Here is a 14,165-nt window from a genome sequence, read left to right as displayed (position 1 = left end):
TGTGGGTCGATTCCATGAAGGAAGACCACTTCAGGCCGAGAGTTTTCGTACGCGCAACCAGTCGTGTCCACACCCGCTCCGTTGGTTGACTGCCTTCCCACCCCGGAGCGGGCGCCGGACACGTCCGGTCAGGAGGCGGGGATCTCCTCCGCCGGCAGCCGCCCCGTGCGCACCGCGTCGAGCAGTGCCCGGTGGTCGTGCTCGTTCTGGTCGGCGTAGGCCTCCGCGAACGTCACGAGGGCCCGGTCGAAGGCGTCGCCGCCGCCCAGGTAGGCGGCGATCGCGATCCGGTCGCCGGACCGTGCGTGCGCGCGGGCCAGGGTGAGGCCGCAGACCCCGCCGAAGGCCTCCAGCTGCGGGGGCGTCATCGTCTCGGGCATCGCGATGCCCTTCCAGTCGCGCAGCTGGCGGACGTAGAAGTCGCGGCGCCTGCCGTCGAAACCGTCGACCCGTTGCCAGCCGAGGAAGATGTCGCTCGTCGCCTGCATCAGCCGCTGCCCCGCGACCACGCGCTCGCCCTGGTTGCGGTAGAGGCTCGCCCCGAGGTGTTCGGCGAGCACCGACTCGTCGGCCTCCTTGGCCTGCAGGAACAAGGGGTCGCCGCCGTCCCGGCCGAGCAGCAGGAAGATCCAGCACCGGGTGCCGACGCTGCCGACCCCGACCACCTTGCGGGCGACGTCCGCCAGGTGGTAGTCCGCCAGCAGGTGCCGCCGGTCGGACGGCAGGGTGACCGCGTACTGCTCGATGAGCGCCCGGAACTGCCGTTCCAGCGCACTGCGCTCGGAGTCCGGCAGCAGGTCGGCGATCGGGACGAGCAGCGGGGGGTCCGCCGCGATCCTCCGGTGCCCGTCCACCACCCGCGTGAGCTTGTCGAAGACCTGGAGGGTGTCCCGGGACCGTGCCTTCGCCAGGGCCCGGTCCAGCTTGCGCCGGCCTTCCTTGCGGAGCTGGCCGGTGATCAGTGCCTTGAGACCGGCGGCGTCGACCTTGGTGTACCAGACGTCGAGGTTGCTCAGGCCGGCGAACCGGGTCATCGCCTCGCGGTACGAACGTACGGTGGCGCTCACGACGCGGGCGCGCTCGGCGTCGTCGAAGCCGTTGGCCCGCGCCGCGATGACGAAGCTCGCCGACAGCCGTTTGACGTCCCACTCCCAGGGACCCGGCAGGGTCTCGTCGAAGTCGTTGATGTCGAACATCAGCTCCCGCTCCGGCGAGGCCAGCAGCCGGAAGTTCAGCAGGTGCGCGTCTCCGCACAGCTGGGTGGTGATGCCCGAATCCGGACTCCCGGCCAGGTCGGAGGCCATGATCGCGGCGGCACCCCGGTAGAAGCGGAACGGGGACTCGGTCATCCGGCCGTAGCGGATCGGCACCAGCTCCGGGACCCGCGCCGCGGACTGCGCCTCCAGGATCCTGAGCGGATCCCGTCGGTCCGCGGCCGGCTCGTACACCGCGTGTCCCGACCTCGGTGAGCGGCGCCGGGCCTCCTTGCCGAGTGCCGCGCGTTCCTCGGGAGTGGCGCGGATCGACGCGCGCATCGCCGTGGTCGACTGCTGGGACATCCGGGGCCTCCTTACCGCACCCGCCCCCGCTCCGTCACCGGTGCGGGGGCGCGGCTGCTGTCAGCGCCTGGCCTCGACCTCGGCCTCGGCCGCGGCGTCGGCGACGGCGATGGCGACGCCGAAGGCGGAGGTGAGGTTGCCCGCCGCCGTCATCACGCGGGCCGTACCCACGATCGGGGCGATCGCGACCAGGACGTCCTGCAGCTGCTCGGCGGTCACGCCCGCCCTGATGCCGGGGTCGATGTGGGCCAGGTAGGAGATCGGCGGGGCGTCCGAGGCGGCGAGGGCCGCGATGCGCGTGAGGATGAGCATGTCCGGGCTCATCCCGCACCGTTCGAGCGAGTCGACCGTCATGGCGGCGAGGGTGTCGAGGACGGGGGTTTCTGATGCAGTGGCCATTCCGGGTGCCTTCCCGTGTGCCTCCGGCGCCGGGCCGGGTCGGGCTGGTTGCGGGAGCATCGGGCATCCCGCGGGCGCCGGGCCTGCATCAACCGTAGGTCCGCCCCGGGTGCCCCGCACGGCAGGGCGGGCGCCCGCGGCGGGCCGCGTCCCGCGGGGTTCCGCGTGGCGCTCCCCGGGGAGCGACCCCAGAATGGGATGGCCGTACATCCGGGGGACGAGCGGGAAGGCGCATCCGCTTCCCGCGATGCCGCAGGGACGCAGGTGATGACGCATGTGCCGATGGCTCGCCTACTCGGGAACAACCATGCTGCTCGACACCATCCTGTACAAACCGGCCCACTCGCTGATCGACCAGAGCCTGCACTCCAAGCTCGGCGTGGAGACGACGAACGGTGACGGGTTCGGCGTCGGCTGGTACGCGGAGGACAACCCCAGTCCGGCGCTCCTCAGGGACGTCGGCCCCGCCTGGAACAACCGCAACCTGCGGGAGATGGCCGACCACGTCCGCTCCCACCTGTTCTTCGCCCACATCCGGGCGTCGACCGGGACGGCGGTGCAGCAGTCGAACTGCCACCCCTTCCGGCACGGCCGCTGGATGTTCATGCACAACGGCGCCATCAACGGGTTCCACCTCATGCGCCGGGACCTCACGATGCTCGTCGACCCCGCGCTGTACGCCGACATCGGCGGGACCACGGACTCCGAGACGATGTTCTACCTCGCCCTCACCTTCGGCCTCGACCAGGACCCGCCCACCGCCATCGCCCGGATGGCGGGGGTCGTGGAGCGGGCCGGACACGACCACGGGGTGGAGTTCCCCCTCCAGATGACGGTCGCCGTCACCGACGGCGAGAGCGTGTGGGCCTTCCGCTACTCCAGCCAGCACGAGTCCCGGTCCCTCTTCTACAGCAGCCGGGTGGACGCGCTGCGCCGGCTGCACCCGGATGTCGCCTTCCTCCAGGAGGTCTCCGACGAGACCCGCCTCATCGTCTCCGAACCCCTCGGGGACCTGCCGGGGGCCTGGCACGAGGTACCGGAGAGCAGCTACGGCCTCGTGCGGCCCGGAGCGGACGGCCTGTTCCCCTTCACCCCGGCGCCCGCCTGAGCGGGCCGCCCGTCCCATCCCGAGAAACAGGAGACCGGGCCATGCAGATCTCGCTGCTCAACCTGGCGGACGACGAGGGCTTCCCCCTGCTGAACTCCTTCTGGGTGATGATGTGGTGGTTCCTCTGGGTGCTCTGGTTCATGCTGCTCTTCCGCGTCATCGGGGACATCTTCCGCGACGACGGGCTGGGTGGCTGGGGCAAGGCCGGATGGACCGCCTTCGTCATCGTGCTGCCCTTCCTGGGCATCTTCGTCTACCTGATCGCCCGCGGCCGCGGGATGGGCGAGCGCGCCCTCGCCCGGGCCCAGGAGCAGGAGCGGTCCTTCCGTTCCTACGTCCGCGAGACCGCCGGGCCCACGAGCAGGGCCGAGGAACTGGCGCGGCTCGCCGGGCTCAAGAACGACGGTGACCTCACGGCGGACGAGTACGAGCGGGCCAAGGCCAAGGTCCTCGACTCCTGAGGGCGGAGAGCCGCCGCCATGGTGCTCGACCTGCTCCTCATCGGCCTGGCCGTGACGCTGTTCCCGCTGCCCATCATGGCCTTCGTGCTGGTGGTGTCCGGGTCCCGCGGCGTGCGCAACGGCCTCGCGTTCATCTTCGCGTGGCTGGCGTGCCTGGTGACCGTGATGGCGCTCGTCCTGCTCCTCACCGGCGGCCAGCCGCCGCCACCGCGCTCGCCCCCGTCGATCGGAGCGCTCGTGGCCACGCTGGTCATCGGCCTGGGCCTGGTCGTGTACAGCGAACACCGCAGGCGCCGCAGCCGCCGTACGGCGACCGGCGCCGGTGCGGCGGCGCCGGTCGCGGTGGAGGGGGACGCGGTGGAGGGGGACGCGGCCGCGCCGGAGGCGGCTTCCGCTTCCGGTTCGTCCGTGACCTCGCGGATGGACGAGGCCACCGGATGGTCCGCCGCCGGCCTGGCCGTGCTCCTCCAGCCCTGGGGGATGGTCAGCGCCGCCGCCGCCACCGTCGTACAGGCCGACCTCTCCCACCCCCAGTCCTTCCTGGCCCTCATGGCCTTCTGCGTCCTGGCCACCTCGACCCTGCTGGCCATGGAGCTGTACATGGTGTTCTCGCCCCGCAAGGCCCAGAGCGTCCTGCTGGGCCTGCGCGGGTGGCTGGAGCGCCACAAGGACCCGGCGATCGTCGTCACCTGCCTCCTCCTGGGGCTGTGGCTCGTCGCCAGGAGCCTCTACCAGCTCACCGGAACGGGCTGATCCGAGCCTCCGTACACCCCGCGCCGTCGCCGCGGCGCGGAGGTGCGGCGCCGCGGGGCGGGTGCTGCAATGAGAACAGGATCACGTCCGGGCACCGACGCGTTACCCCACCCTGACGAAGCCAGGAGCGTTCATGAACGACGACATCGAAGAAATGGGCCCCGTCGACTACCTGGTCGTCGAGTTCCCGGGAACCCGGTTGACGGGCGAGGCGTTCCCCCTGCTGATCGACCTGGTGGACAAGGGACTCATCCGAATCCTCGACCTCCGCTTCGTGCAGAAGGATGCGGACGGAACCGTCACCGCCCTCGAAATCGAGGGCCTCGACCAGGACGACGCGGGCGCCGTGAGCCTGTCCGTCTTCGACGGAGCGTCGTCCGACCTGCTCGACCAGGACGACCTCGACGAGGCGGGCAACGCACTCGATCCGGGCAACGCGGCCGCGATCCTGGTCTACGAGAACCGGTGGGCCGCACCCTTCGCCCGCGCCCTGCGCCGCGCCGGCGCGCAGATGGTGGCGAGCGGCCGCATCCCCGTACAGGCCATCCTCGCCTCCCTCGACGCGGAGGAGGCGGGAGAGGGCGGGTAGTCACGCGGCCGGCCGTGGGAATCGGGCATCGCAGGCGCCCACCGGCGGAGGGACGTTCCCTCCGCCGGTGGGCGCCTGCGATGCCCGCCCCCCACGGCCGGCCGCTCAGCCGCCGAGGAGCTTGCTCTTCTGCTGCGCGAACTCCTCCTCGGTGAGGAGTCCCTGCTCCTTCAGGGCTCCGAGTTCCTTCAGCTGGTCGATCCGGCTGCTCATGTCGTCCGCCATCGTCGGGGCAGGGGGAGGCGGAGGGGGCGGAGGGGGAGCGGGGGCGGCCGCCGCGGCGGCCTGCTGCTGTTGGGCCTCCTGCTCGGCCCACCGGCCGCCCTGCCGCCGCGAAACGCGGTTGGAGACCGCCGTCGCCGTACCGGCGACCACAGCGGTCCGCGCGACTCCTCGAAGAAGACCAGGCACGTGGTTCTCCCTTGCTGACGGGGCCTGCCCGAGGGGCCGGGCGTAGGCCGTCCACTTCCTCCCAGGATGGCACCTGCGCCCGGGGCACGCCGCGCCACGGCGGCGGGCCCGGCGGGCGGGGTCCCCGGCGGAGCGCCGGGCGGGTGAAGGCGGCGCGGTGCCACGGGCGCGTCCGCCCGCCGGGCACCGTCCGCGGTCCGAGCATGGGCAGACACAACAGCCCTGCCGTCAGGAGCCCCTCCCCGTGCTCGAACGCAAGCAGTGCAAGGACCGCACCGAGGTCACCTTCGTCCTGCCCGCCAACACCCCGCCCGGCCCCGTCAGCGTGGTCGGCGACTTCAACGACTGGCAGCCCGGCGCCCACACCCTGGCCCCCCGGCGCGACGGCATGCGCGCCGTCACCGTCGCCCTGCCCGAGAAGAGCGTGCACTCCTTCCGCTACCTGGCCGCGGGCGACTACTGGTTCAACGACGAGAGCGCCGACGACCACGACGGGACCAACAGCCGCCTGCGCACCTGAGAGCCGCCCGCTCCGGGCCCGGCCGACGGCTCACCCGGTGCTCTCGTCGGCCGTGATCAGGGCCGCCAGTGCCGGCAGGCCCGCCTCGGCCAGGGCCCGGCGCTGGCGGTCGGCCGCCGTGCCCCGCTGGAGCAGCCTGTGGAGGAGCGAGCTCACCTCGCGGTAGTCACCGCTCTCCTCCAGAGCGGGGGCGATGTGGCCCAGCAGCATGCACAGCACGTCGCCGCTGCTGCGCAGCCGGCCCTGCGGGTCCATCAGGGTGCCGGCCATCCCGTGCCGGGCCGCGTGCCACGTCGCGGCCTGCAACAGCTCGGGCCGGCACAGCGCGGGAGCGGCCCCCGCCTTCTCCTCGGCGATCGCGGTGGCGGCGAGCGCGCGGACCACCCCGGCCAGCATCACCGCGTCGTCCGCCTCCAGCTGCACGTCACAGCAGCGCACCTCGACGGTCGGATACCGCTCCGAGAGCCGGGCGTGCCAGTACAGCTGCCCCCGGTCGGGGACCAGTCCCGACTCCAGCAGTGCGTCGGCCCGCGCCTCGTAGTCGGCGAGTCCCGCGAAGTACGGTGCGGGGCCGCTGACCGGCCACCGGCCGAAGATGATCGTGCGCCAGCTGGCGAAGCCGGTGTCCCGGCCGTCCCACAGGGGCCCGTTCGCGGAGAGCGCCAGCAGCGTCGGGAGCCAGACGCGCAACCGGTTCAGGACGGCCACTCCGGTCTCCCGGTCCGGCACCCCCACGTGGACGTGCATGCCGCAGATCAGCTGCTCGTCGACGAGCAGTCGGGCCTCTCCCCGCATCTTCAGGTACCTCGCCGAGCCCGTGATCGGCACGGGGAGGGCGCCCCTGACCGGTGCCGTGGCCGTGATCGCGATGCGGCAGCCGTTCGTCTGCGCGGCGGAGGCGACCGCGTGCCGCAGCCGCAGGAGGTGACCACCCACCTCCTCCAGGGCCGTGCACACGGGAGTGGCGACCTCGATCTGCGCCTGGAGCAGTTCGTCCTGGACCTCCTGCTCGTCCGCGATCGGTGCCAGCCGGGCCGTGGCGCGGACCTCCTGCACGAGCGGCGTGGGCAGGAGGGTATCCGGGTCGACCAGCAGGTACTCCTCCTCGACCCCAACAGTGATCATGCCGGGTGCCTACCCCGAACCTGCCACGATCACCCAGGTAAAGGACTATTTGGGCGCAATGGTGCACAACCGGCCGGTCCGTGTGGCGCTCCGGTGCAGGTCGCGGCTACTCCGCCCCGGCGACGAGCAGCTCGCCGACGGTGTCCGCCAGGACCTCGCGGCCGGACGCGGGCATTCCGGCGTCCGTGACGAAGCAGTCGATGCGGTCGAGCGGGGCGAATCCGCTCAGCGCCACCGTGCCCCACTTGGTGTGGTCGGCGACCACCGCCACCCGCCGGGCCGCCCCGATCAGGGTCCGGTTGGTCTGTGCCTCCGCCAGGTTCGGGGTGGTGAGGCCGGCCTCCTCGCTGACGCCGTGCGCGCCCAGGATCAACAGGTCGACATGGAGGGAGGAGATCACCAGCTCCGCCAGTGGGCCCACGAGCGCGGCGGACGGGGTGGGGGCGCCGCCGGTCAGCAGCAGGGTGGGGACCGCGGCCTCCCCGCGGTCGCGGGACGCGGACCGGACCAGCTCGGCGACCGGCAGGGAATTGGTGAGCACGGTCAGCCGGGGGACGTCCAGCAGCCGGGCGGCCACCGCGCAGGCGGTGGTGCCGGCCGAGACCGCGACCACGCTGCCCGGCTCGACCAGGGCGGCGGCCGTCTCCGCGATGGCCGCCTTGGCGGGGCCGGCCAGTGCGGTCTTGGCGTCGAACCCCGGTTCCTCGACGCGGGTTCCGGGTGCCGCGACGGCGCCCCCGTACACCTTCTCGACCAGGCCGCGCGCGGCGAGCGCGTCCAGGTCCCGGCGGACCGTCATATCGGACACGGCGAGCCGTTCGACGAGCTCGGCGACCCGGACCGCGCCGTCGCGGCGCACCGTCTCCATGATGAACGCGCGCCTTTGCTGGGCCAGTTGCATGGCGTCAACATAACATGCGGATCCGTTGGTATTCGGTGGATTTTGTTCAGTTTTGTTTGGGATTCCTCGCGGGGGCGGTGCTCGCCCGTACGACGAGTTCCGGTTCGACCGACGCAGGCGCGGACACCGTGCCGGGATCCGCGACGTGCCGCAGCAGCCGTTCCACGGCCAGGGCTCCCATCCGGTCGAACGGCTGCGCCACGGTGGTCAGGGGCGGGGTGCAGTACGCGGCCAGCTCGATGTCGTCGACCCCGACGACGGAGACGTCCTCGGGGACCCGCCGGCCGAGCTCGTGCAGGGCCCTGATCACGCCGAAGGCCATCTCGTCGCTCGCCACGAAGACGGCGGTGACGTCCGGGACGCGGCGCAGGGCCAGCCCGATCCGATGACCGGAGGCGGGGGACCAGTCACCCTCCAGCGGCGGGGGCACCGGTCGGCCGGCGGCCTCCAGCGTCGCGCGCCAGCCGTCGCGACGGCCGGCGGCCTCCAGCCAGTGCGCCGGACCCGCGACGTGCCAGACGGTGTCGTGGCCCAGCTCCAGCAGGTGCCGGGTGGCCAGGCGGGCCGCGAGGTCCTGGTCGACGGCCACGACCCCGGTCGCGTCGGTGCGCGATCCGCCGATCGTGATGGTGGGCGTGGACCGGGTGAGCTGCTCGATCCGCTCGCTGGTGTGGATCGGCGGCACCGACAGGACCACGCCCTCGACCCCCTGGTCGGCCAGCCTGGCCAGGGCCCCCTCGATCGCGGAGGTGTCCAGGGAGGTCGTGGTGGCCGTGCTGACCGCGTACCCGGCGGCCTGGGCCGCGTACTCGATGCCGGACGTGACGGCAGCCCGCGAGTAGAACGTGGTCTGCAGGGTCACCACCCCGATGGTGCGGCTCCGGCCGGAGCTCAGCATCCGCGCCGCGTTGTTGCGCCGGTAGCCGAGCTGTTCGACGGCGGCCACCACCTTCGCGCGCGTCCGCTCCTGGACGTTCGGGTGGCCCGAAAGCACCCTCGACACGGTCTGCGCCGACACCCCGGCGACCCGGGCGACGTCCGTCATTGCGGGAGGCCGCTCCTGGTCACCGACGCTCCGCCTCGCCATGGGGCCCCCTTCCCGTCACGAGCACGGATGATATCGCCCCCCATGCCGCCCCGGCCGGTTCCCGCCGGGCTGCGGGGCAGATGTGCGCACTCCATTGGCATCGATAACATTCTCTGCCATAGTCCGACCCGGGATCGATCTCCGAAGAGCCGTCGCGGACGCCGGGAGGGGCCTTGGCATCGATAACATCCGGAGGGCGGGCCACGAGCGGTGCACCGGCCACGCTGACCCACACCGGCGGTGCCTTCCTGCGCGCGGGCCGACCGCACCGCGTGCTGTCCGGCTCCCTGCACTACTTCCGCGTCCACCCCGGACAGTGGGCCGACCGCCTGGAGCGCGTGGCGGCCCTCGGACTCAACACGGTCGACACCTACGTCCCCTGGAACTTCCACGAGCGGACCCCGGGGGACGTCCGCTTCGACGGCCCGCGCGACCTGGAGCGGTTCATCGGCCTGGCCGGGCGGGCCGGGCTCGACGTGATCGTCCGGCCCGGCCCCTACATCTGCGCCGAATGGGACAACGGCGGACTCCCCGCCTGGCTGACCGGAACCCCGGGCATGCGCCCGCGCACCTCCCACCCGCCCTTCCTGGCAGCGGTCGCCCGCTGGTTCGACGCGCTGATCCCCCGCATCGCGGCCCTCCAGGCCCGCCACGGCGGCCCCGTGGTGGCCGTACAGATCGAGAACGAGTACGGCAGCCACGGCGACGACCACGCCTACCTCCGGTGGGTGCGCGACGCGCTGACCGGCCGGCAGTGGTGGGTCGTCCCCGGCACCTCCGCCGACGGCGGACCCACCGGCACCCACCGCCTCGTCAACCGGTACAGCGGGCTGGTCATCGCCCTGTCGGCCGTGGCCTCCCGGCCGGCCGAGACCACCCCGGCCCGCTCCTGGACCGACACCGGTGGCGGGGTGGGCGGTGCGCGCACGGCGGCCGAGCAGACCCTGACCCTCACGGCGGTGGGACCCGCCCCCGGCACCCTCGACGGCACCCGCACGCTCGTCTCCGGCGGCCGGGCCCTCGACGACCCCGGCCACAGCACCACCGCGGGCACCCAGCTCATCACGTACACGCCGAACACCGGCGCCAACCAGAAGTGGAACTTCACGCGTCAGCCGGACGGCTCCTACGAGATCGTCAACGCCGAGTCCGGCCTCTGCGCCGACATCAGCGGCGGATCCACCGCGGCGGGCGCCAAGGTGATCCAGTGGACCTGCCACGGCGGCGCGAACCAGCGCTGGACCGTCGTCCGGGGCCAGGACGGCACCCACACCGTCACCTCGGTGAAGAGCGGGCTGCTCCTCACCACCGCCTCCACGGCCGCCGGCTCCCCGGTCACCCAGCAACCGGACACCGGATCGGCCCTCCAGCACTGGACGATCACCTGACCGACAGCCCGCCCCAGGGACGGGTGGGGCGCATGAGTCGTGCCGAAGCGGGGTACACGTAGAGCGGGTCCGCGCCCCGCGTCGGCCCCGGCCGTGAAGTGGAGGCGAGCTTCGGATGACCGAAGGCACGATTCCCTACATCTCCCCGGCGCGCGTCACCGTGCTCGGTGTGCAGCCCGGGGACCCGCCCTTCCGCATCGTGGAAATCGACGGCGAGGTCTTCAGTACCGCCCGGTCCATGACGGACGTGCTCCTCTCCGCGGCCGCCGCCGGGGTCACCATCCACGACCTCGACGATCCCGGGGAGGTCAGGTGGGTCGGGGGCGGGAGGTTCCACTGGAACCCGGCCTAGGCGCGGCGACGGCGACCGTCCCCGCGGGGCCGAGCAGCGTACGGATGAGCCCCGTGGCGGGGAGCGCCGGGTGGAGGTAGACGTCCTCACGGCGCTCTTCGACCGCGGCCAGGAGGGCGTGGAAGGTCTCCTGCGCCTCCTCCCGGCGCCCCGCGTGATGCTGGGCCTGGCCCAGCAGGCCCAGGTGGAGGGGGTGGCGCAGCAGGGTCCTGGAGCCGCGCAGCCGGTCCATCGAGGCGTGCATCAGGCCCAGGCCCTCCGCCTCCCGTGCGGAATGGGTCAGGCCCCAGCCTTCCAGCAGGCCGAGCATGGCCTTCCAGTAGAGCAGCCCGTGCTCTCCCGCCAGCCGGACCCCCTCGGCGCCCGAGGACAGGGCCGTGCCCGCGTCGCCCTCCCAGGCCGCCACGACCGCGTCCACGTAGAGGGCGAAACAGCGGTCCGAGGGTCTGCTGTCGTACGCGGTCAGGCGCAGGAGCTCGCGGCGGCGCGCGGTGGCGGTCGGGCGGTCGCCCAGGAGCCAGTGCGTGAACGCGTTGTAGGACCGGCAGGAGACGCGCGGGTCGTGCTGGAAGGTCCGGGCCAGGGAATGGCCGTCGCGGGCGTACCGGTCCGCCCTCTCGACACCGTGCTCCAGCTCGGCGAGGGCCTGCGGCAGCATCCCCCGCACGTGCAGCACGATGCCCTCGCCGTACGCCGCTCCGAGCACCGCCACCGGCTCCTCGGCGTGGTGCGACATCTCCCGCAACAGGCCGGAGAACTGCCGTGAGGCGTCGTAGCGGCCGGTGACCAGGTAGGCCGCGCACAGCGCCCAGAGCACCGACGGGTCCTCCGGGGCCCGCGTCACCGGATTGAGCGCCCGGCCGTGCGCCAGCGCCGCCTCCGCCTCCGGATGGCCGTAGCCGCGGGTGGTGGCCAGGACCTGGCCGAGCTGGATGTGCAGCTGCTGTTCGAGGCGTACGGTCGCGGTCTCGTCCGGGGGCAGGAAGCCGATCAGGTGCACCGCCCGGCGCAGCCAGGTCTCCACCCGCTCGTACGCCAGTTGCTGCTCGGCCTGTTCCGCGGCCTGGAGCAGTCTCGGGAGCGCTCTCCCGGCGGGCAGGGCGCGCTCGGCGTGCCAGGTGTGGTGGGCCACCCGCTCGATCTCCTCGTCACCCACCCGCCCCCGCCGGCGCGCGCACAGGGCCTCGGCGATCTTGGCGTGCAGCCGGTGCAGGTCCTGGCGGGCCAGCTCGGCGACGAGCGTCTCCTGCACCAGGGCGTGGGCGAAGTGCAGCCGCCCGGGATGGTGCGGGTCCTCCTCGAACAGGCCGGCGCGGATCGCCGCCTCCAGCGCCTCGGTCACCGGCTCGTCCCCCGCGACCGTGCGGTGCAGCAGGTCGGTGTCGACCTCGGTGCCGAGGACCGCGCACAGCCGCAGCACGCGCAGGACCGGTCCGGGCAGCTTCGCGAACCGCTGGTTCAGGGCCTCGCGCACGCCGGTGGGCACGCGGGACAGCAGCGTGTCCACCGCGTCCGACCGGTGCAGGCTGCGGGCGTCGCCGAGGAGGGACAGGAGCTGCATCACGAAGTACGGGTTGCCCTCGCTGCGCCGGTGCAGCACTTCGACGACCTCCGCGTCCACGCCCGGCCCGGCCTGCGCCCGGACGAGCGCGGCGACGGCCCGGCGGGAGAGCCCGTCCAGCCGCAGGGTCTGGGTGCGCGGACCGCGCAGGACCTCGGAGAGGGTCCGGCGCAGGGTGGCGTCGGATTCGACCTCGAAGTCGCGGGCGGTCAGCACGATCGCGAGCGGGTGGCCGTGGCGGCGGGTGCTCAGCAGACGGAGCAGGTCCAGGGAGGCGGTGTCGGCCCAGTGCAGGTCCTCCAGGAACAGCACCAGCGGGCGTCGGCCGGCCAGGGCGAGCAGCACCTCGCAGACCGCGTCGTTGGTCAGGAACCGGGCCTGGGCCCAGTCGGCTCCGGCATCGGATCCGGCTCCGGCGGCGCCACCGGCCCCGGCCGTCCGCTCGGGCATCACGGGGGAGAGCAGCGCGCCGAAGGGCCTCGCCGCGTCCCGGAAGGCCTCGGGGCGGGTGGCGGCCAGCCGGCGCAGGACCTGCGTCCACGGCCAGTAGGGCGGGACGCCCTCGCCGGGGAAGCAGTGGCTCCAGACCACCTCCAGCCCCTCGTCCCCGTCCGTTCCCGAGCCGATGGCTTCCAGCCGGGGGGCCAGTTCGAGGAGCAGGCGGGTCTTGCCCATGCCGGCGGGGCCGAGCACCCCGGCCACGTGCCCGTGACCCACGCGCACGTCGGCCACGGCGGCCGTGAGGCCGTCCAGTTCGCGGAAGCGCCCGGTGAACGGCGAGGGCCCGGCCGGCCGGCCCTGCTCGGACGGGCCGTCCACCGCCTGCCGGGGCGCCGTCCCGCCGTCCCCGTCCGGGCACGGGTCCGCGTACCGGTCTTCGGCCGGGTCCTCGTACCGGTCCCCGGACGGGGCGTCGAGGGGATCGTCCGCCCCGGGCGGCGCGGGGTGGGCGGGGCCGGGTGCGGGCGGGGCCGGGACGGGCGTGCCGCCGCGGCCCGCCTCCCCGGCGCCGTCGGTGCGGGGCCGCTCCCGCGCGCGCGGTGCCGGGACGGGAACGGCCGCCTCCGGTTCGCGGGTCAGGAGCGCCGTCCGGATCCGGCGCAGCTCGGCGTCGGCCTCCACGCCGAACTCCTCGGAGAGGTGGACGCGCGTGCGTTCGTAGGCCTCCAGCGCCTCCGCCTGCCGGCCCAGCCGGGACAGGGCGGTCATCAGGTGGCCGACGAGGCGTTCCCGGGTCGGGTGGCGGCGGGCCTCCCCGTCGAGGTCGGCGGCCACCTCCTCGTCCGCCCCGAGGAGCAGTCGGGCCTCCGCGTGGACCTCCACGGCGGTCAGCCGGAGCTGCTCCAGCCGTGTCGTCTCGTCGTACAGCGACGGATGGGCGTCGAACTCCGCGTACGGGGACCCCCGCCACAGGCGCAGTGCCTGCGCCAGCCGGTCGCGCGCCCCGGCCGGATCCTGCCGTTCGAGCAACTGCCGCCCCTCGGCGACCAGCCGCTCGAAGCGGCACACGTCGACCTGCTCCGGATCGACGTCGAGGACGTAGCCCTGGGCCCGGTGGCGCACCGACAGCCGGGCCGCCGCGGCCGCCGGCCGCAGGGCGCGGCGCAGGTGGGAGACGTGGCTCTGGAGGGTGGCGACGGCCTGGCGCGGCGGCTCCCCGCCCCACAGCTCCTCGACGAGGACCTCCGTGGGCACGACGCGTCCGAGGCGTACGAGGAGCAGGGCGAACAGGGCCCGCCGGCGCGGCGGGCCGAGCGGGAGGTCGCGTCCGTCGTGGCGGGCCGCCATGGGGCCCAGCACCCTCAGCAGGGGCTCGGCCGGACGGTCCGCCGTCGGAATTGCGGGCATGGAGCTCCCCATCTTGCACACGTGGCTGCGCTGGCACTCGGTCGGCACCGCGTCACCGCCGCCAGACAAATTGGATCATCACATGATGAACGGCGTATTCCAA

The 14,165-nt window shown here is 73.5% G+C and carries 14 protein-coding genes and 1 pseudogene; 8 read left to right on the top strand and 7 right to left on the bottom strand.

The annotated features are described in order from the left end of the window. Positions 1–128 precede the first annotated feature (128 nt). Together SLAV_RS05135 and SLAV_RS05130 are read right to left on the bottom strand one after the other, a co-directional pair. Positions 129–1,559, bottom strand: a complete 1,431-nt coding sequence (locus SLAV_RS05135; protein WP_030242025.1) for a DUF2252 domain-containing protein — start codon at positions 1,557–1,559, stop codon at positions 129–131. A 60-nt stretch (positions 1,560–1,619) separates the two neighbouring features. Beyond that, positions 1,620–1,958, bottom strand: a complete 339-nt coding sequence (locus tag SLAV_RS05130; protein ID WP_030242026.1) for a carboxymuconolactone decarboxylase family protein — start codon at positions 1,956–1,958, stop codon at positions 1,620–1,622. Between the two features lie 274 nt (positions 1,959–2,232). On the opposite strand from SLAV_RS05130, the gene SLAV_RS05125 reads away from it, so the two are divergent. The 4 genes from SLAV_RS05125 (at position 2,233) to SLAV_RS05110 (ending at position 4,869) form a co-directional block, all read left to right on the top strand. Then, the gene (locus tag SLAV_RS05125; RefSeq protein ID WP_030242028.1) at positions 2,233–3,066 is read left to right on the top strand and encodes a class II glutamine amidotransferase; all 834 of its coding nucleotides are present in this window, start codon (positions 2,233–2,235) and stop codon (positions 3,064–3,066) included. Positions 3,067–3,107: 41 nt separating this feature from the next. Continuing rightward, on the top strand, positions 3,108–3,527 hold the full coding sequence (locus SLAV_RS05120) for an SHOCT domain-containing protein (RefSeq protein WP_030242029.1): 420 nt from the start codon (positions 3,108–3,110) through the stop codon (positions 3,525–3,527). Positions 3,528–3,545: 18 nt separating this feature from the next. Then, a complete protein-coding gene (locus tag SLAV_RS05115; protein WP_030242031.1) occupies positions 3,546–4,280 on the top strand; it encodes a GAP family protein in 735 nt (244 codons plus the stop codon). 133 nt (positions 4,281–4,413) lie between these two features. After that, entirely contained in the window at positions 4,414–4,869 is a 456-nt protein-coding gene (locus SLAV_RS05110) for a DUF6325 family protein (protein WP_199922260.1), read from the top strand. Between the two features lie 105 nt (positions 4,870–4,974). Here the strand turns inward: SLAV_RS05110 and SLAV_RS05105 are convergent, their stop codons facing one another. Beyond that, complete coding sequence (locus tag SLAV_RS05105) at positions 4,975–5,280, bottom strand: SHOCT domain-containing protein (RefSeq protein ID WP_100660788.1); 306 nt, start codon at positions 5,278–5,280, stop codon at positions 4,975–4,977. 244 nt (positions 5,281–5,524) lie between these two features. On the opposite strand from SLAV_RS05105, the gene SLAV_RS05100 reads away from it, so the two are divergent. Then, a complete protein-coding gene (locus SLAV_RS05100) occupies positions 5,525–5,800 on the top strand; it encodes an isoamylase early set domain-containing protein (RefSeq protein ID WP_030241349.1) in 276 nt (91 codons plus the stop codon). Between the two features lie 30 nt (positions 5,801–5,830). On the opposite strand, the gene SLAV_RS05095 is transcribed toward SLAV_RS05100, so the two are convergent. The 3 genes from SLAV_RS05095 to SLAV_RS05085 all read right to left on the bottom strand — a co-directional run bounded on the left by SLAV_RS05095 (position 5,831) and on the right by SLAV_RS05085 (position 8,871). Continuing rightward, the gene (locus SLAV_RS05095) at positions 5,831–6,925 is read right to left on the bottom strand and encodes a carboxylate-amine ligase (RefSeq protein ID WP_030241346.1); all 1,095 of its coding nucleotides are present in this window, start codon (positions 6,923–6,925) and stop codon (positions 5,831–5,833) included. 106 nt (positions 6,926–7,031) lie between these two features. Beyond that, positions 7,032–7,826 carry a DeoR/GlpR family DNA-binding transcription regulator gene (locus SLAV_RS05090; protein ID WP_030241344.1) on the bottom strand — a complete coding sequence of 265 codons (795 nt, stop codon included), beginning with the start codon at positions 7,824–7,826 and terminating at the stop codon, positions 7,032–7,034. Positions 7,827–7,872: 46 nt separating this feature from the next. Then, complete coding sequence (locus tag SLAV_RS05085; protein ID WP_100660787.1) at positions 7,873–8,871, bottom strand: LacI family DNA-binding transcriptional regulator; 999 nt, start codon at positions 8,869–8,871, stop codon at positions 7,873–7,875. 224 nt (positions 8,872–9,095) lie between these two features. Between SLAV_RS05085 and SLAV_RS42205 the strand changes: the two are divergent. From SLAV_RS42205 to SLAV_RS05075, 3 genes and pseudogenes are all read left to right on the top strand, one after another. Further along, a pseudogene (locus tag SLAV_RS42205) lies at positions 9,096–9,665 on the top strand (beta-galactosidase); the annotation flags it as partial. Then, positions 9,642–10,301, top strand: coding sequence for an RICIN domain-containing protein (locus tag SLAV_RS42200; RefSeq protein WP_234333960.1), 660 nt, complete (start codon positions 9,642–9,644; stop codon positions 10,299–10,301). The pseudogene SLAV_RS42205 and the gene SLAV_RS42200, both read left to right, overlap by 24 nt. A gap of 115 nt (positions 10,302–10,416) precedes the next feature. Beyond that, positions 10,417–10,653, top strand: a complete 237-nt coding sequence (locus tag SLAV_RS05075; protein ID WP_030241336.1) for a hypothetical protein — start codon at positions 10,417–10,419, stop codon at positions 10,651–10,653. Here SLAV_RS05075 and SLAV_RS05070 read toward each other — a convergent pair. Beyond that, on the bottom strand, positions 10,610–14,062 hold the full coding sequence (locus SLAV_RS05070; RefSeq protein WP_234333958.1) for an ATP-binding protein: 3,453 nt from the start codon (positions 14,060–14,062) through the stop codon (positions 10,610–10,612). The two genes, SLAV_RS05075 and SLAV_RS05070, sit on opposite strands and share 44 nt — an antisense overlap. Positions 14,063–14,165: the final 103 nt, after the last annotated feature.

The organism is Streptomyces lavendulae subsp. lavendulae, from assembly GCF_002803845.1.
GTDB lineage: Bacteria > Actinomycetota > Actinomycetes > Streptomycetales > Streptomycetaceae > Streptomyces > Streptomyces lavendulae.
The sequence above is the reverse complement of the archived record's forward strand: the minus strand, read 5'-3'. Positions and strand labels throughout refer to the sequence as shown.